16 protein-coding genes are annotated in these 17,431 nt (G+C 53.5%); 11 read left to right on the top strand and 5 right to left on the bottom strand.

What is annotated here, in order from left to right:
- The first annotated feature begins 95 nt into the window (after positions 1 to 95).
- The gene (locus tag TH3_RS10215) at positions 96 to 1,610 is read left to right on the top strand and encodes a malonate--CoA ligase (protein WP_040060837.1); all 1,515 of its coding nucleotides are present in this window, start codon (positions 96 to 98) and stop codon (positions 1,608 to 1,610) included.
- 116 nt (positions 1,611 to 1,726) lie between these two features.
- Here TH3_RS10215 and TH3_RS22650 read toward each other — a convergent pair whose 3' ends face one another.
- A complete protein-coding gene (locus TH3_RS22650; protein ID WP_082242478.1) occupies positions 1,727 to 1,885 on the bottom strand; it encodes a DUF1127 domain-containing protein in 159 nt (52 codons plus the stop codon).
- A 485-nt stretch (positions 1,886 to 2,370) separates the two neighbouring features.
- Between TH3_RS22650 and TH3_RS10205 the strand changes: the two genes are divergently transcribed.
- Positions 2,371 to 3,345, top strand: a complete 975-nt coding sequence (locus TH3_RS10205) for an HAD-IIA family hydrolase (RefSeq protein WP_007089511.1) — start codon at positions 2,371 to 2,373, stop codon at positions 3,343 to 3,345.
- Between the two features lie 1,102 nt (positions 3,346 to 4,447).
- Here TH3_RS10205 and hemB read toward each other — a convergent pair.
- From hemB to TH3_RS10185, 4 genes are all read right to left on the bottom strand, one after another.
- The gene (gene hemB, locus TH3_RS10200; RefSeq protein WP_007089513.1) at positions 4,448 to 5,449 is read right to left on the bottom strand and encodes a porphobilinogen synthase; all 1,002 of its coding nucleotides are present in this window, start codon (positions 5,447 to 5,449) and stop codon (positions 4,448 to 4,450) included.
- A gap of 79 nt (positions 5,450 to 5,528) precedes the next feature.
- Positions 5,529 to 6,707 carry an MFS transporter gene (locus tag TH3_RS10195; protein WP_007089514.1) on the bottom strand — a complete coding sequence of 393 codons (1,179 nt, stop codon included), beginning with the start codon at positions 6,705 to 6,707 and terminating at the stop codon, positions 5,529 to 5,531.
- Between the two features lie 17 nt (positions 6,708 to 6,724).
- Positions 6,725 to 7,486: a DeoR/GlpR family DNA-binding transcription regulator gene (locus TH3_RS10190; protein WP_007089515.1), complete on the bottom strand. Its 762-nt coding sequence runs from the start codon at positions 7,484 to 7,486 to the stop codon at positions 6,725 to 6,727.
- A gap of 120 nt (positions 7,487 to 7,606) precedes the next feature.
- Entirely contained in the window at positions 7,607 to 8,896 is a 1,290-nt protein-coding gene (locus tag TH3_RS10185; protein ID WP_007089516.1) for an O-acetylhomoserine aminocarboxypropyltransferase/cysteine synthase family protein, read from the bottom strand.
- Positions 8,897 to 9,120: 224 nt separating this feature from the next.
- Between TH3_RS10185 and TH3_RS10180 the strand changes: the two genes are divergently transcribed.
- The 9 genes from TH3_RS10180 to TH3_RS10140 all read left to right on the top strand — a co-directional run bounded on the left by TH3_RS10180 (position 9,121) and on the right by TH3_RS10140 (position 17,394).
- The gene (locus tag TH3_RS10180) at positions 9,121 to 10,260 is read left to right on the top strand and encodes an isobutyryl-CoA dehydrogenase (protein ID WP_007089517.1); all 1,140 of its coding nucleotides are present in this window, start codon (positions 9,121 to 9,123) and stop codon (positions 10,258 to 10,260) included.
- Positions 10,261 to 10,263: 3 nt separating this feature from the next.
- Positions 10,264 to 11,364: an enoyl-CoA hydratase/isomerase family protein gene (locus tag TH3_RS10175; RefSeq protein WP_007089518.1), complete on the top strand. Its 1,101-nt coding sequence runs from the start codon at positions 10,264 to 10,266 to the stop codon at positions 11,362 to 11,364.
- Between the two features lie 65 nt (positions 11,365 to 11,429).
- The gene (mmsB, locus tag TH3_RS10170; protein ID WP_007089519.1) at positions 11,430 to 12,320 is read left to right on the top strand and encodes a 3-hydroxyisobutyrate dehydrogenase; all 891 of its coding nucleotides are present in this window, start codon (positions 11,430 to 11,432) and stop codon (positions 12,318 to 12,320) included.
- Between the two features lie 139 nt (positions 12,321 to 12,459).
- On the top strand, positions 12,460 to 12,651 hold the full coding sequence (locus TH3_RS10165) for a DUF6898 family protein (protein WP_007089520.1): 192 nt from the start codon (positions 12,460 to 12,462) through the stop codon (positions 12,649 to 12,651).
- A gap of 353 nt (positions 12,652 to 13,004) precedes the next feature.
- Positions 13,005 to 13,928, top strand: coding sequence for an ABC transporter permease subunit (locus tag TH3_RS10160; RefSeq protein ID WP_007089521.1), 924 nt, complete (start codon positions 13,005 to 13,007; stop codon positions 13,926 to 13,928).
- The gene (livM, locus tag TH3_RS10155; RefSeq protein WP_007089522.1) at positions 13,928 to 15,448 is read left to right on the top strand and encodes a high-affinity branched-chain amino acid ABC transporter permease LivM; all 1,521 of its coding nucleotides are present in this window, start codon (positions 13,928 to 13,930) and stop codon (positions 15,446 to 15,448) included. The genes TH3_RS10160 and livM overlap by 1 nt, the downstream gene beginning before the upstream one ends.
- The gene (locus tag TH3_RS10150; RefSeq protein ID WP_007089523.1) at positions 15,445 to 16,296 is read left to right on the top strand and encodes an ABC transporter ATP-binding protein; all 852 of its coding nucleotides are present in this window, start codon (positions 15,445 to 15,447) and stop codon (positions 16,294 to 16,296) included. The genes livM and TH3_RS10150 overlap by 4 nt, the downstream gene beginning before the upstream one ends.
- Before the next feature lie 23 nt (positions 16,297 to 16,319).
- On the top strand, positions 16,320 to 17,030 hold the full coding sequence (locus TH3_RS10145) for an ABC transporter ATP-binding protein (RefSeq protein WP_007089524.1): 711 nt from the start codon (positions 16,320 to 16,322) through the stop codon (positions 17,028 to 17,030).
- A 10-nt stretch (positions 17,031 to 17,040) separates the two neighbouring features.
- Positions 17,041 to 17,394, top strand: coding sequence for a DUF6867 family protein (locus TH3_RS10140; protein WP_007089525.1), 354 nt, complete (start codon positions 17,041 to 17,043; stop codon positions 17,392 to 17,394).
- Positions 17,395 to 17,431: the final 37 nt, after the last annotated feature.

The following is a 17,431-nucleotide window of genomic DNA, read 5'->3' as shown; positions in this document are numbered from 1 at the left end:
TTGTTTGCGGATATTCTTGTGTGCACTATGCTGCCCGGTATGACACCGGGCAGCATGAATGCCCGGCACAAGATCTGAAACAGGGAAGATACGCCGTGACCAACAGCCTTTTCATGCGCATACGAAGCCGATTTCCATCCGACCTGTCCAAGGTCCTGATCGAAACGGCAGAGGGCACAACATACAGTTACGGTGATGCCGATGCTGCGTCCGCACGTATTGCGGGGCTGTTAACAGCCCTTGGTGCCAAAAAAGGTGATCGCGTCGCTGTTCAGGTCGATAAATCCCCCGAAGCCTTGTTCCTTTATTTGGGTTGTATCCGCGCAGGTCTGGTCTATCTGCCGCTGAATACCGCGTATCAGGCAGGTGAACTTGCCTATTTCATGGGGAATGCGGCACCTATTGTTTTTGTCTGCCAGCCACACCGCGAAGATGAAGTAACGGCAATTGCCGACGCACAGGGCGTTGAAAAGGTTCTAACACTTGGCACGTCGGGCGAGGGAACGCTGATCCATCAGGCGGCGGATTTCCCCGCCGAATTTACCCCGGTTGCCTGTGCCGATGATGAACTTGCTGCCATTCTTTATACATCCGGCACGACGGGCAAGCCAAAGGGCGCCATGATGACCCAGACCAATTTATGGTCAAATGCCGCGACCCTGGAAAAGCTTTGGGGCTTTGGCCCGGACGATGTTCTTTTACATGCGCTTCCGATTTTCCATACGCACGGGCTTTTCATTGCGTGTCATTGCGTGATGCTGTCGGGATCGAGAATGTTCTTCCTGCCGAAGTTTGATCGCGATCAGGTCATGGCGCTGTTGCCGCGCAGTACCGTCATGATGGGCGTGCCGACATTCTATGTCCGGCTGTTATCCGATGATGACTTCGATGCCGATGTGACCTCGGGCATGCGGCTGTTCATTTCAGGATCGGCACCCTTGCTGCCCGAAACATTTGTCGCTTTCAGGGAACGGACCGGCAAGGCGTTGCTGGAACGTTACGGCATGACTGAAATGGGAATGGCAACGTCCAACCCGCTCAATGGGGAACGGATCGTCCATACGGTCGGCCCGGCCCTGCCGGATGTGAAAGTCCGGGTCTGTGACGATAAGGGGAATGTGCTTGGAACCGACGAGATCGGCGTTCTGGAGGCACGCGGGCCGAACGTTTTTGCCGGATACTGGCAAATGCCGGAAAAGACGGCCGAGGAATTCCGTGAAGACGGGTTCTTCATTACCGGTGACATCGCGAAAATCGATGCCAAGGGTTATGTCCATATTGTCGGCCGCGCCAAGGATCTTGTGATTTCCGGCGGGTTTAACGTTTATCCCAAAGAAATCGAAACGGTCATCGACAAGATGGATGGTGTTGTCGAAAGTGCCGTGATCGGTGTCGCGCATCCGGATTTCGGCGAGGCGGTTGTCGCCGTTATTGTCCGCAGTAGCGATAAACTGTCCGAAGATGACGTGGTCAATGCGATCAAGGGGCAGCTTGCCAATTTCAAAGTGCCCAAGCGCGTTTTCTTCGTGTCCGAACTTCCGCGTAATGCGATGGGAAAAGTACAGAAGAATATCCTGCGCGAGGATTATAGCGCGGTATTTGCCAACTAGAACGGGGCGCTACAACGGGGCGAGGGACAGCTTGCCCCGTCAGCACATTATCCCGAAAACAAGAAAAGCCCCGGCAATCAATGCCGGGGCTTTTCTTTGGACGGCTACGGTCTGGCTTAGCGACCGAAAGCAACGCGATGTGCGACATCGTCAATCATGTCACGGTTCAGGCCGATATCTGCCAGCTCACGTGCATCAAGTTTACGGAGCGCAGTCTGGGTCTGGTACTGAACACGAAGGGCGCGCAGGAAAGCAAAAATCTTGGTTACGATCATTTCATCACCTATTTCAAACCGGCCAATTTCAAATTGGCACTGTCATTCAGATAACCGGCATGTGCTCACCGAAGATATTCCATTAAGGAATAGTTAACTGGTTTGACGTGTCGGTCTGCTTGATATGTACCGAATGATCATCTGCATTTTTTCGCATCAGCCAGTCGATACATCGTTTTTATTTCGTGAGTGCAAACTACGCCCGGTTGATTGTGAAATCCAATGCATTTTTTGCATGGCTGGAGGCTGGAAAGCGCAGAAAGTCATGTTTTTGCAACGAAAACGCTTAAATAACGTCATAATACAGATTTGCTTCGTTGTTTATTGCTATGTTTTCAGCGCATAGCTAATTAAATTACCAATCGCTTTCCAATTGAAAGCGGAACCGCTACAACAGCAATCGCGATTTTCATACGAACATATCCGGATTGATGCCTTCAGGCGAATTCACGGATGGCTTTCTATCGGACAGGAGACACGGACAGATGAGTATCAACCGCCCGAAGCTCAGCTTTGAGCAGGCAATCGCCGCTTATCTGCAATATGCGCCGCGTTTGCCGCAGGTTGATCCGGCATCTGTTCCTGCAAAAACACAGTATGTTGGAAACCTTCTGGAAATCGCGGACCAATTTGATCTGATCGTGTTCGATGCTTTTGGTGTGCTCAACAGCGGGCCGCAAGCCATTCCCGGCGCGGTTGAAGCCGTTGCAACCCTTCAGAAATCGGGAAAGAAACTTGCCGTTGTCACCAATGATGCATCGAGTTCAGCCGAGGCAATCCTTGCACGGCATCGCGGGCGCGGGTTCGATTTCAACACGACAAACCTGATCAGCAGCCAGCAATTCGTGGCCCCGATGATGGAAACCTACAGGGATCTGTCCCATTGGGGGGCCATGGCACCTGGCCACTGGCCATTTGATATCCTGCCGGGCAGGGTGGAACCGCTTGGCGCGGATCGCGCGCTTTATGATGCGGTTGATGGCTTTGTTCTTATTGATTCTGAAAACTGGTCCGATATCCAGCAGAATCATCTGGAAGAAAGCCTTGCCGCCAATCCGCGCCCCATTCTGGTCGGCAATCCCGATATCTGCGCGCCGATGGGGGCATTCCTGTCGGTTGAGTCCGGATATTTCGCCCATAAGGCAGCGGATCGTTGCAATGTAATACCTGATTGCGTCGGCAAGCCCTACGGTCACGTGTTTGATGAAGTCCTGCACCGTCATCCCGATATCAGCCGGGATCGGGTCCTGATGGTGGGTGATACAATCCATACCGATGTGCTGGGCGGGCTGGCAGCCGGCATCAAGACACTTCTGGTGCATCAGGGGGGATTCCTCGATGGTCAGGACGATATCGAAAGCCTGTTTGAAAAGTCGGGTCTGCGTCCGCATTTTTGTGCGCGCGCCATCGGTCATGGTCTTGCCGTGCCAGATGCAGAAAATGAAGCCTGTTGCGCCTGAGAATGGGTCAAACGGCCCGGTAAGAACGGCCCGCCAAACGGGCCTCAGACCGCTGACAAGGCACTCCTAACCAGATGGTCATTCCCGCAACGGCGGGAATCCAGCCTCTTTCAAAGGGCATGGATTCCGGGTCTGCGCTGCGCTTCGCCCGGAATGACGATTTTGATCAATCGCCAAGCCAATTCAACCCTGCTGCCCTTTGCATCGACAAACGCCACCGACCGGAAGAACCGCGCCCCGGACAAACGCCCGTGGCTCTCGGTTGCGCCAAAACGCACCTCACCCCAAACGCAACAGCGTTGTCGCACGGCAGGCACACCTCCCGCCCTCGATGACCAGCCTTTCGGCATCTTCGAACGCTCCTTCGGCCCACTGGCAATCGATCCCGCTACCCCTCGGCATCGCCAAACGCTACCGACCGGGTAGGCTGGACAGAACTGGATTGCACCAGACCGACCACGCCCCAGTTCCTGTTGCCCCGAACAAACGCCTCGGGCTTTCGTTGGACACTGCAAGCGCACCTCGCCCCTAGGACGAAGGCATTGTCGCAGGGCAGGCACAAATCCCGCCATTGGTGACCAGCCTTTCGGCATCTCCGAATGATCCATCGGCCCCATCGCCAAGCCTACCAATTCAGCCAGCCGATCCAATGCAGACGCAATTCGGGCCTGCTGATCCTCGGCATTGCCAGACTTCACCGACCTGTTGGGTAGCGGCGGGATGGGCTGACCTCAGCCCGGCTCTCGCTGCCCCGAACAAACACCCTTGCCCAAGGGCGCATCTCTCCCGTCATGATAAACCACAGTTTTCGTAAATTTCCCTCGGCCTCACGGCCCAAACGCACCACCGCCGTAATGACTTTTCCATGCGCCAGTGATGCCCATTTGGCGATACCGCCGTCGTCCTTTCAGACGATCAGATAGCTGCTTCATCATCATCCCATTCCCATTTTTGCCGCCCGAAACGCAAAAACCCGCAAAAGCGAATCACGCTTTGCGGGTTTTGTCTCCGGACCCATTTGTCCTGTTGACTTTGTCTTTATGCCACAACACAAAGAACAAATCAAGAACTTTCTTCCAGAAAAACGAAAAAAGTTTCCTTGTTAAATGGCCTCGGCAACGTCAATTGCACTGTATGTCAGGATTCCTGACGCGCCGGCACGTTTGAAACAGGATAGCGTTTCAATGGCGCAGCCAAGATAATCAAGCCAGCCATTCTGGGCCGCAGCCCGCAACATTGCGTATTCACCCGATACCTGATAGGCGAAAACAGGGACGCCAAATTCCTCACGCACCCGATACAGAACGTCAAGATATGGCAGGCCGGGTTTCACAATGACGGAGTCGGCACCTTCCTCAAGATCATAGGCAACTTCGCGCATCGCTTCGCTGCTATTGGCGGGGTCAAGCTGGTAGGTTTTCTTGTCCGCCTTGCCCAAGGCAGAAGCCGATCCGATTGCATCGCGGAACGGGCCATAGAAGGACGAGGCGTACTTTGCCGCATAGGCCATGATCTGGACCTTTTTAAGCCCTTCGGATTCCAGAACATCACGAATGGCACCGATACGGCCATCCATCATGTCGGACGGGGCGACGACATCGCATCCGGCCTGTGCCTGAACCAGTGCCTGGCGCACAAGGGCCTCGGTCGTTTCGTCATTAAGGATTTCACCGTTAATCACGATCCCGTCCTGACCATCCGCATTGAACGGATCAAGGGCAACGTCGGTAATGACACCAAGATTGGGGCAGGCGTCTTTGATCGCCTTTGTCGCACGGCAAACCACATTGTCGGGATTATATGCTTCGCGCGCATCCTTGGTTTTGAGGCTGGCATCAATATACGGGAAAAGCGCAAGGGCAGGTATGCCAAGCTTTTGCGCATGTTTTGCCGTTTCAACAAGCACGTCAACGCTTTGTCGTTCGACACCGGGCATTGATGGGATCGGTGTCCGTTCGTTTTTGCCGTCAATCACAAACACCGGCAGGATCAGATCATGTGCGGTCAATCGGGTTTCCGCCACCATGCGACGCGACCAGTCGCTCATGCGGGTCCGGCGAAGGCGGGTGCGCGGGAAAGTGCCATAGGTGACTGTTTTGGCCATGATCTGTTCTCTTGTCAGTGGGGCGGCATTCTGAATTCAGAAATGAGGTGACAATTTATGGGACAGAATTGACGGCGGATCAACTATTGCTGGCGCGATAAAGGCGTTTACGCATGGTCAGCATATAAACCGGTATGATCAAGGCCAGAAAACTTGCTGTCAGGACAAAAGCCGTAACCAGTCCAAGCTGTTGACCAATCGCCCCAATAGCCGGTGGCCCGGCCATCAAGGCGGTGTAACCGGTTGCCGCAATGGTTGAAACGACCGCACCGCCGCTTCTGCCACTTGCCTCCGCCGCAGCAGAAATCAGAAGCGGCAGGATGACGGCCAGTCCAATCCCGGCGATGGCACACCCGATCCAGGCAACGACGTAGTGCGGCGCAAGTGCCAGCACAAACAGGCCAAAGGATGCGCATGCCGAACTGGACAGCAGGATTTGCGGGCGGCCAAATTTCGTAACCAGCCAGTCTCCCGACAGGCGGGTAATGGCCATGGTCGCCGAATAGCAGGCAAAGCCCACGGCCGCCATCGTCGGGCCGGAATTGAGTTCTGTATTCATCAGAACCGTCGCCCAGTCGGTAATCACGCCCTCGCCAAACTGGCCGATGAAGGCACAGGCCCCAAATGGCAGCAGGGTCAGAAACATCGCGCGCTGTTTGGCAGATGATCCGTCATGCGTTTGGGCGGGATGGGGAACGGCAGCATCTGGCAGCAATTGACGTTGAAGGACCAGATGCAAAATCAGAAATAGGGTCAGCATGACGGGAAGGTGCCATTCAACCGGCAAGGGCAGGGCAAACCATGCCGCTGTCGTGCCCGCACCGGCAAAGCCCCCGAGGCTCCAGAAACCATGCAGGCCGGACATGACGCTGCGTTTCTTGGCCCGTTCAACATTCAGGCCATTGGCATTCATTGATATATCAAGGAAGGCTCCAAAAAAGCCAAGTGCGAACATGGCAATTGCAATCGACATGAAGCTTGGCATGAAGACCGGAATGCCAACGGAAATGAAATAAGCCACCCCGGAATAGCGTGCGACCCGTTCGCTGCCAAACTTGTCCGAAAGCCGACCGGCAACTGGCATGACGGCAAGAACGCCAACCGCGGCAGCCAGCAAGATGGCGCCAAGGTCATCATGACCAAAACCAAGGCGTTCTTGCACCAGCGGAATATGCGGGACCCAGCTTGAAAAGGCGGCACCATGCAAAAAGAAAATGGCACGGATTCTGTTATGGGCAATCTGGTTGGAGATAGGCATTCGGGGCTCCGCCTCCGTCAGGCAAGGATCACATTGATCCCGCGTTCGGCATAGTTGTTCAGATATCCGCTTGATAGTTTCCTGCCCGTGACCAGATGCGAAATCGCATCAAGGTCACAGACCCTGAATGGCAAGCTGGTTTCGAGTTTGTCGGCAGTCGTGACGGCAATGGCTTCGGCAGACTGTGCCAGCATCGCTGCCTTGGTGGCGCGTTCTTCGGCTGTGCTGGTGGTCAAACCCAGTTCTGGATGAAGGGCACAGGTGCCCAGCAGCACAAGATCGGCATTGTAGTTGCGTATTTCATCAATGGCCGTCGGTCCACAGATCGCCAGATCACGTTTCAGAACCATGCCGCCAATCATGATGATATTCGCATTCGAATGATTGGCCAGTTCAACGGCAATCAGGGGATTGACCGTGATCACAGTACCGGAAAATGACGGTTTCAGATTCCGGGCGACTTCATAGATGGTCGTGCCGCTATCAAAAAAGACCACGCCATGATCCGGAACGAGATCATGGGCGACCTTGCGGGCGATTTCGGAGCGTTCCGGCTTTAAATCCTGTGCGCGGTCATGGAATCCTTCGCGGGCAGTGCTTGGTAATGTGGCACCCCCATGAATACGCCGCAGGACCCCGGCATCCTCCATCTGACGCAGGTCGCGTCGAATGGTATCAAGGGACGCATGAAAAAGTGCAGACAGGTCATGAATATGAACTGTGCCCTGGCTGTGAAGCAGTTTTTCGATTTCACGCTGGCGCGAATTGACACTCGACATCGATTTGCCTGTTTTGCCTGTTTTGCCGATAATGCGCGTTTACCTTTGATCGAAAAAATGGTCAATAAAAAACCGGCCCCGCACAAACAGGGCCGGTATCATATTCAACGATATGATGGATCAGGCTTTGTCCAGTGCCTGTTTCAAATCGGCAAGAATGTCATCAATATGTTCGATACCGATCGACAGGCGGACATAACCGTCCGTCACGCCAGATGAAAGGCGATCCTGTTCGGAAAGCTGGCTGTGCGTTGTCGTGGCCGGATGGATGGCAAGCGATCTTGTGTCACCGATATTGGCGACATGATAAAACAGGCCAAGGCTGTTGATGAATTTCTCGCCGGCTGCTTTGCCGCCTGCAAGCTCAAACCCCATAAGCGATCCGTACCCGCCCTTAAGGTAAGTATCGGCACGGCGGCGGCTTTCGCCATCCTGTTTTCCGGGATAAATCACCTTGGAAACCTTGGGATGGGACGACAGGAAGTCGGCAACTTTGGCGCTGTTTTCGCAGTGACGTTCCATGCGCAGCGGCAGTGTTTCCATGCCCTGAATGGTCTGGAACGAGTTGAAAGGCGAGGCGGCCGCGCCAACGTCGCGCAGCAATGTGCAGCGCAGTTTGATCGCATAAGCAACCGGGCCAATCGGTTTGACGGCCTGCGTCCAGACCGCACCGTGATAGCTGGGATCCGGTTCATTCAGTAACGGGAAGCGTTTGACATGCTTTTCCCAGTCAAACTTGCCGGAATCGACGACAATCCCGCCGACAGACGTACCGTGGCCAGCGATAAACTTGGTGGTCGAATACATGACAATCGTCGCGCCATGATCGATGGGGCGGCACAGCACCGGTGCGGCGGTGTTGTCCATAATCAACGGGATGCCAAGCTCGTCACCAATATTGGCGACTTCCCTGATCGGAAAGACCTGAAGTTTAGGGTTTGGCAGGGTTTCGGCGTAATAGGCGCGCGTTTTGTCATCCGTCAGACGCCGGAAGTTTTCCGGGTCAGATGGATCTGCAAAGCGAACTTCGATACCCATCTGTTTGAATGTATTGGCAAAAAGGTTCCAAGTACCGCCGTAAAGGTCTGTGGAACTTACAATATTGTCACCCGCCTGGGCGATATTGAGAACGGAAAAGGTTGATGCAGCCTGACCAGAGCCGACGGCAACGGCTGCTGCGCCACCCTCAAGTGCAGCAATTCGCTGTTCGAGCACATCGTTGGTCGGGTTCATCAGGCGGGTATAGATGTTACCCAGTTCTTTCAGCGCGAAAAGATCGGCCGCGTGTTGGGTATCGCGGAATTGGTAGCTCGTCGTCTGATAAAGCGGTACGGCAACCGATCCGGTTGCCGGGTCTGCGCGGTATCCGGCGTGTAGAACAATAGTTTCCGGTTTCGTGGAATCTGACATGTCGTTTCCCCTGATTTTTAAGTTGCATTGGTTTCACCGGAGTAATGCATATTCGCTGCGAGCCGACAAGAAATTGGAACAAAAATTCGCAAATTCGCCCCTGAAACTGTCGGAGGCGAAATTATTCACATAATTCGGTACTGTTATACCGAATGAATTGACAAAGAACCGAATTCACGTTTACGTAAAGGGAAAATACCAAAACATTCAGAGGTGGCGATCCAATGGAATTCAACCTGTCTGAAGACCAGCAGGCATTTGCACAGGCAGCCCGCGATTTCGCACAAAACGAAATGGCACCGCATGCGGGCGAGTGGGATGCAAAGCATATCTTCCCTGAAGAAACCCTGCGTAAGGCAGCCGAACTTGGCTTTGCTGCTATATACACGCGCGAAGATGTCGGGGGATCGGGCCTTGGTCGCTTGGACGCTGCCGTGATTTTCGAAGAACTGGCAAGCGCGTGCCCGTCAACGGCGGCATATATCTCGATCCACAATATGGCATGCTGGATGATTGACCGTTTCGGGAATGAAGACCAGCGGCAAAAATATCTTCCAAAACTCGTTACCATGGAACATTTCGCCAGCTATTGCCTGACGGAACCGGGAGCGGGATCAGATGCAGGTTCGTTGCGTACGCGTGCTGCGCGCGACGGTGCGCATTACATCCTTAATGGCGAAAAGGCTTTTATTTCCGGGGGATCGCGCAGTGATGTTTACATTGTCATGGCGCGAACCGGCGATGACAGCCCGAAGGGAATATCGACCTTTATCGTTCCAAAAGATGCCGAAGGCCTGTCATTTGGCAAGCTGGAAGAAAAGATGGGATGGAACAGTCAGCCGACATCAGCCGTCATTTTCAGCAATTGCAAAATTCCGGTGGAAAACCGGTTGGGAGAAGAGGGCGAAGGTTTCAAGTTTGCCATGATGGGTCTTGATGGCGGCAGACTTAATATCTCGGCATGCTCCATCGGTGGTGCGCGGGCCGCAATGGAGCATGCGCGCGACCATATCAAGGTTCGCAAGCAATTTGGCAAAACCCTTGATCAGTTTCAGGCATTGCAGTTCAAATATGCCGACATGGTGACAGAGCTCGAAGCGGCACGGCTGATGCTGCACAAAGCGGCCTGGAAACTGGATCACAAGACACCGGACGCCACACAGTTTTGTGCAATGGCGAAACGTTTCGGCACGGATATCGGGTTCAGGGTATGTAATGAAGCGCTACAGCTTCATGGTGGATATGGTTATATCCGCGAATACCCGGTCGAAAGGCTTCTGCGCGACCTTCGGGTTCACCAGATTCTGGAAGGTACCAACGAAATCATGCGCCTGATCATCTCTCGTGCCGCGCTAAAGGATTGATTTATGAGCAGCGAAAACGCGACAAGTTCATCGCATGACAATGAGGCATCCGTCGTTTTCTCGAAGGACGGGGCCATCGGTCATATCTTGTTAAACCGGCCCAAGGCATTGAATGCTCTTGATCTGCCGATGGTTGATGCGATCACAGCCAAACTTCGCGCGTGGGAGACGGACCCGACGGTTGCTGTCGTTGTAATTGAGGGCGCTGGCGAAAAGGCATTCTGTGCCGGGGGCGATATACGGGGGCTTTATGACGCGCGGCAGCGCGACGACGAAGAACTTCTTGATGCCTTTTATCGGCGGGAATATCGCCTTAACCATTACATTGCAAATTATCCCAAGCCGTATGTTGCCTTGATGGACGGCATTACGATGGGGGGAGGTGTCGGCGTTTCCGTGAACGGCCGTTTCCGAGTGGTGACCGAGCGCACCCTGTTTGCAATGCCTGAGACTGGGATCGGGTTCTTTCCCGATGTTGGCGGCGGGTACTTCCTTTCGCGCTGTCCCGGCGAAGTCGGAATGTATCTTGGCCTGACGGGCGCGCGGATCAAAGCGGCAGATTGCATTTATGCGGGTTTGGCTACGCACCGAACGCAAAGTGAAAATATCGCGTCCTTGAAAGGTGAACTGGCAAAGATTTCGGAAGGCGGCGATGACTTCGTGGCCGTTCAACGGATTCTGGATGAACATCATTCTGATGATGGTGCCGGCATTCTTGGATCGGTTCGGAGTGAAGTCGATGACTTGTTTGGCAGCGAAACGGTTAGCGACGTTTTTGCCCGACTTGATACATCTCGGTCAGACTTTGCACGGGAAACGGCCAAAATATTGCGCACCAAATCACCGATAGCAGTTGCTGTTACCTTTGATCAAATCCGTCAAGCGCGCGATATGACACTTGCGCAGGACCTGATGATGGAGTTCCGTCTATCGCAACGGACCGTTCGCAAACCAGATTTGTTTGAAGGGGTTCGTGCCGTGATCGTCGACAAGGATCACAGTCCAAAATGGCAACATGCCGATATCGGGCAAGTCGATCCTCGCGAGGTCGCAGCATATTTTGACCTTTTACCCGAAGATAAAGAGCTAAAACTGCAGTTCTGAACAGTTCTGTAACATCAACAAATCAAAAGATAATCTCGTAATCGAGAGATCAGAGGAGACTCCAAATGGCGAAAATCGGTTTCATTGGTCTGGGTAATATGGGCGGGCCGATGGCGGCCAACCTGATTAAGGCTGGGCATGCACTCAAGGTCTTTGATTTGTCCGAAGCCGCGGTCAGCAAGGCGGTTGCAGAGGGAGCCACCAAGGCATCGACGGTTGCCGATGCGGCAAAGGATGTCGAGTTCGTTGTCACGGTTCTTCCTGCTGGAAAGCACGTGCTGTCGGTTTATGACGGACCAGACGGCGTGATTGCCAACGCCAGGACGGGCACACTTTTGATTGATAGCTCCACCATCGAAGTTGATGCCGCACGCAAAGCTGCCGATCTGGCGAAGGCCAAAGGTCTTGGCTCTGTTGACGCGCCGATCTCTGGCGGGGTTGCGGGGGCTACTGCCGGAACACTGACCTTTATGGTTGGTGGCGATGATGGTGATTTTGATCGTGCGAAACCGGTTCTTGAGGGAATGGGTAGCAATATCATTCACGCAGGCACAAGCGGGGCCGGGCAGGCGGCAAAGATTTGCAACAATATGGTGCTTGGCGTCAGTATGATTGCCGTATCCGAGGCCTTCATGCTTGCAAAGCGTTTGGGGCTGGATGCGCAGAAGCTGTTTGATATTTCATCGAAGGCGTCCGGCCAGTGCTGGTCGCTTACAAGTTATTGTCCCGTGCCGGGACCGGTTCCGACGTCTCCGGCAAATCGTGACTATCAACCGGGATTTGCGGTGGACATGATGCTGAAAGACTTGAAGCTGGCGCAACAGGCGGCGGCATCCGCCGGGGCAACAACGCCAATGGGGGCATTGGCTGAAAGCCTGTATGCGCTTTATTCAAATAGCGGAAATGGCGGGATGGATTTCTCGGCTATTGTCAAAATGCTGGATGGCGACAAGTAACGCTACGGCATTATGAGGTGTATCATTTAGGCCCGGCAAATACCGGGCCTGTTTTTTTATGAATACCGTGGCCTGCATTAATGTTAGATTTGTGCTGTCTAACGGGCAAAGTGCCGAACAGAATTTTCCGGATTGATGAATGACAACCAGAAGCAATGCGCCGCGCGAGGTTTATTTCGAATTGCGACAGATTGGCAGCTATCTGCGCTGCACGGCAATTGATGGCAAAACGGGAATCGAGGTGACCGTGGCAGGGCCGGTTTCAAGGAATCCGGAGCAACTAAAGCGCGTCGCGGTACAAAAACTTGAATACGTCCTTAATAAGGGATAAAATATACAATATAAGGGCCGGTGCATTCGGTGGCGTTGGTGTTTTATTCTAAGAATGAAATACGATTTGGTGTTTTTGACCAATTTATCAAAGCCGCTTGCAGCCTTCGACCTCATGTGTCTAAGGTTTGTGCTCTAATCGCGCTTTTGGATAAAGAACCACAATAAGAATGGTCGTGTCCAAAGGCTAGAACCGGGGAAAACCCGATAACAAAAAGACGGAGGCTTCGGAGGTTTGCTAGGGGGCAATGGGGAGACTTGGTCTCATCCAATCAATACAACTGTATCTTGTTTTGCACCTTCAGCCAGTCGGTCGAAGACCTCGTTTGTCTGTGCCAAATCTAAGGTTGTGCAATGGATTGGGCTTATTTTTTACAACAATTGATCAACGGTCTGACGCTGGGAGCCATCTACGGTTTGATCGCCATCGGCTACACGATGGTTTACGGCATCATCGGTATGATCAACTTTGCGCACGGCGAAATCTATATGCTGGGCGCGTTTCATTCCCTGATCACCTTCCTGATCTGTCAGGCAGCAGGGATTAGCGGTATCCTTCCGCTTACACTTCTTTTGATGCTGTTTGTGTCAATGGTGCTCACTTCGATCTACGGGTGGGGCGTTGAACGGATTGCATACAGGCCGCTGCGCGGGTCATTCCGGCTCGCAGCGCTGATTTCGGCCATCGGCATGTCGATCTTCCTGCAGAACTTTGTTCAGATTTCGCAGGGTGCGCGCGTGAAACCGATGCAGCCATTGATCGAGGGCGGCATCATCCTGATGGAAAGCCCGAATTTCAATGTTCAGCTCAGCTACATGCAGATCGTCATTATCCTTTTGACGTTTGTTCTGATGGCTGTGTTTTCGACACTGATTGCGAAAACGTCGCTTGGTCGTGCTCAGCGCGCCTGTGAGCAGGACCGTACCATGGCTGGCCTGCTTGGCGTTAACGTTGACCGCACCATCTCCACGACCTTTGTCATGGGGGCAGCTCTTGCCGCAGTCGCGGGGATGATGGTGACCCTGTATTACGGTGTGATCGACTTCTATATCGGCTTCCTTGCCGGTGTTAAGGCGTTCACTGCTGCCGTTCTGGGGGGCATCGGATCGCTTCCGGGTGCAATGCTTGGTGGTCTTCTGATTGGTCTGATCGAAGCATTCTGGTCGGGTTATCTCACGATCGAATACAAGGACGTCGCAACGTTCAGTATTCTGGTTCTCGTGCTGATTTTCCGTCCGTGGGGTCTGCTTGGTAAGCCGGAGGTCGAGAAAGTCTGATGTCCGCTCTTATCACTTCTTCACGGATTTCCGGTGCGGAAATTGTCAAGGAACTCGCGTTCTTTGCTGTTATTGCACTGTTGATGTCGGTCATGATCCTTGGTGTCGAGACGGTTGACCGTCCGACCGGGCTTGAACTGGCTGTTCGTTGGGATCTGGTGGTTACCGCCATCATCTCGACAATCATTGGCCGATTGGCATTGATCCTTCGCCGCGAACACATTTCGCGTGTGGGACAGGCTTTGCTGATTACCGCCGCCGCAGTGGCGGTATTCGAGATGTTCGTCCGTTTCCGCGAAATGGATGATCGCTGGGCTTCGCCAGTCTTCCTTGATATGGCGTTTGGCAGTGCAACGAGCGTGATTGTGGCTGTTGCGTTCGTCTCGATCGTTTTTGCAATTGCCTATTTCAGCATGAAAAAGCCAGGTGCCGAAGAGGAAGAAAGCGGCTCCAGGCTTTCGTCAAAAATCCAGATGGCATATCGGACCAACACCAAGAAGATCGGGGCATTGGGGATTGTATTCTTCATTATCTTCCCGTTTCTGTTTGGTGAAAACCGCTCCGCTATCGACCTCGCAACCCTTGTCATGATCTACATCATGCTGGGTTGGGGGCTGAATATCGTGGTCGGTCTGGCCGGTTTGCTTGATCTGGGTTACGTCGCATTTTATGCGGTCGGCGCCTATTCCTATGCACTGTTGTCCCAGCATTTCGATCTGAGCTTCTGGTTGTGCCTGCCGCTGGCCGGTATTTTTGCTGCAAGTTTCGGTATTGTGCTTGGTTTCCCGGTATTGCGACTGCGTGGCGATTATCTGGCGATTGTGACGCTTGGTTTCGGTGAAATCATCCGTGTTGTCCTGATCAACTGGTATGATCTGACCCGTGGACCAGACGGTATTTCGTCGATTGCCCGGCCCAGCTTCTTTGGCTTTGCCGAGTTTGATCGACGCTTGCCGGAAGGGGTGATGGGATTCAACGAATTGTTCGGTCTGGACTATTCGACGATGCATCGCCTGATCTTCCTGTATTACCTGATCCTTGTGCTGGCACTGGTAACCGCATTTGTTACCGTACGCCTTCGCAAACTACCGATTGGTCGTGCATGGGAAGCGTTGCGCGAAGACGAAATCGCCTGCCGCTCGCTGGGAATCAACCCGACGAATACCAAACTTTCGGCATTTGCGATTGGTGCAATGTTCGGTGGTTTTGCTGGCGCGTTCTTTGCGACACGTCAGGGCTTCATCAGCCCGGAAAGTTTTACCTTCCTTGAATCTGCCGTGATCCTGGCCATCGTTGTTCTGGGTGGTATGGGCAGTCAGATCGGGGTGGTTCTTGCCGCGATTGTCATGATCGGTTTCCCGGAAATGTTCCGCGAACTGGCCGAATATCGCATGCTGATTTTCGGAGCTGGTATGGTTGCCATCATGTTGTGGCGTCCGCGCGGTCTTCTGTCTTTCCGTGACCCGACCATTTTGCTGAATATGAGCAAGAAAGAAAAAGTTGCCGGAGAAGTCAAATGACCGACAACGTACAGCTTGAAGTCGAACATCTAACCATGCGCTTTGGCGGTCTGGTCGCGATTGATAATCTTTCGTTCACCGCAAGAAAGCGTGAGATCACGGCAATTATCGGCCCGAACGGGGCAGGGAAGACCACGGTCTTCAACTGTCTTACCGGGTTCTATGTGCCGACCGAGGGACGTCTGACGCTTTATGCCAATGACGGACCGCGTTTGCTGGAGCGTATGGAAGGTTTCCGTATTCCACGCAACAACGGTGTGGCACGTACTTTCCAGAATATCCGCCTGTTCACGGGCATGACCGTTCTGGAAAACCTGGTTGTCGCCCAACATAACCAGCTTATGGAGGCATCCGCCTTTTCGCTGGCAGGGCTTTTCAATCTTGGTCGCTATACCAGTGCCGAGAAAGAAGCGCTTGAAACCGCCAAGTTCTGGCTTAACAAGGTTGGCCTGTATGAACAGGCTGACTGGAATGCCGGGAACCTGCCTTATGGCTCCCAGCGTCGCCTCGAGATTGCGCGTGCAATGTGCGTCAATCCTTCCTTGCTGTGTCTTGACGAGCCGGCAGCAGGCCTTAACCCTCGTGAGTCCGCGGAGCTTAACGTTCTGTTACAGAGCATCCGCGATGATCAGGGAATCGGCCTTCTGTTGATCGAACATGATATGAGCGTCGTCATGAAGATTTCCGATCATGTGATCGTCCTTGATTACGGAAAGAAGATTGCTGATGGCAATCCGGAAGCCGTCAAGAATGATCCGGCTGTTATTCGTGCTTACCTCGGTGAGGATGAAGACGATGAACTGCCGCCGGAAGTCGCCGCCGACCTTCATCTAGATCCGAATGCGTAGCGAGGGAGCAGATCGATATGTCCATGCTGAAGATTGAAGGTGTTCACACCTTCTATGGCAATATCGAAGCCCTCAAGGGCATTGATATGGAAGTCAACGAGGGCGAGATTGTCACCTTGATCGGGGCCAATGGTGCCGGCAAGACGACCTTGCTGATGACATGCTGCGGATCACCGCAGGCGTCAAAAGGGCGCATTCTGTTTGAAGGTCAGGATATCAGTCGCATGCCAACGCATGAGATTTGTCGTCTTGGTATTCAGCAATCCCCTGAAGGGCGTCGGATTTTCCCGCGCATGTCTGTCTATGAAAACCTGCAGATGGGGGCAAGCACCCAGGATCCGAAATATTTCGAAGAGGATCTTGAGATGGTGTTTGATCTGTTCCCGCGTCTGAAAGAACGCATCAACCAGCGTGCGGGAACAATGTCCGGGGGCGAGCAGCAGATGCTGGCAATCGGTCGTGCCCTTATGGGGCGTCCCCGTTTGCTGTTGCTTGATGAGCCTTCTCTTGGGATTGCGCCACTTGTCGTCAAGCAGATTTTCGAGACGATCAAGAAGATCAACCGCGAGAAGAAGGTCACGGTCTTCCTGGTCGAGCAGAACGCGTTCCACGCACTCAAGCTTGCCCATCGCGGCTATGTGATGGTCAATGGCAATATTACTCTCTCGGGTACGGGGGCTGAACTTCTGGCAAATCCGGAAGTTCGTGCAGCCTATCTCGAGGGGGGCCACTAGGAGGACGGATATGGAAGCGATTACAGGTACCAGCATTGGTGTCACAATCGGAATTACCGTCATCCTGATGGGGTTCTGTGCTTTTATGACAGGGCAGGCGATCGCCAATACATGGCGGCCGTTCTACCAGCTTTATCCGTATGCCTTGTTGCTGGGGGCGACGGACCGTTTCATGACGTTTGCGCTGTTCGAGGGTGAGCTTCTTTCGCTTACGGGATATATTTTCGATACGGTTATCCTGTTTGTGATTATGGCGGCCGCCTTCCGCGTAACGCGGGTCAACAAGATGCTGTCGCAATATCCGTGGCTTTATGAACGTGTCGGACCCTTCGGATTTCGCGCACGTGACGGGGCGGACGTCTGATCTTTTCGGGGGTGATGGGCAACTGTCACCACCACAT

This window comes from Thalassospira xiamenensis M-5 = DSM 17429, from assembly GCF_000300235.2.
GTDB classification, from domain to species: Bacteria; Pseudomonadota; Alphaproteobacteria; order Rhodospirillales; family Thalassospiraceae; genus Thalassospira; species Thalassospira xiamenensis.
Note: the sequence above shows the minus strand (reverse complement) of the source record. Positions and strands in the feature narration are given on the sequence as shown.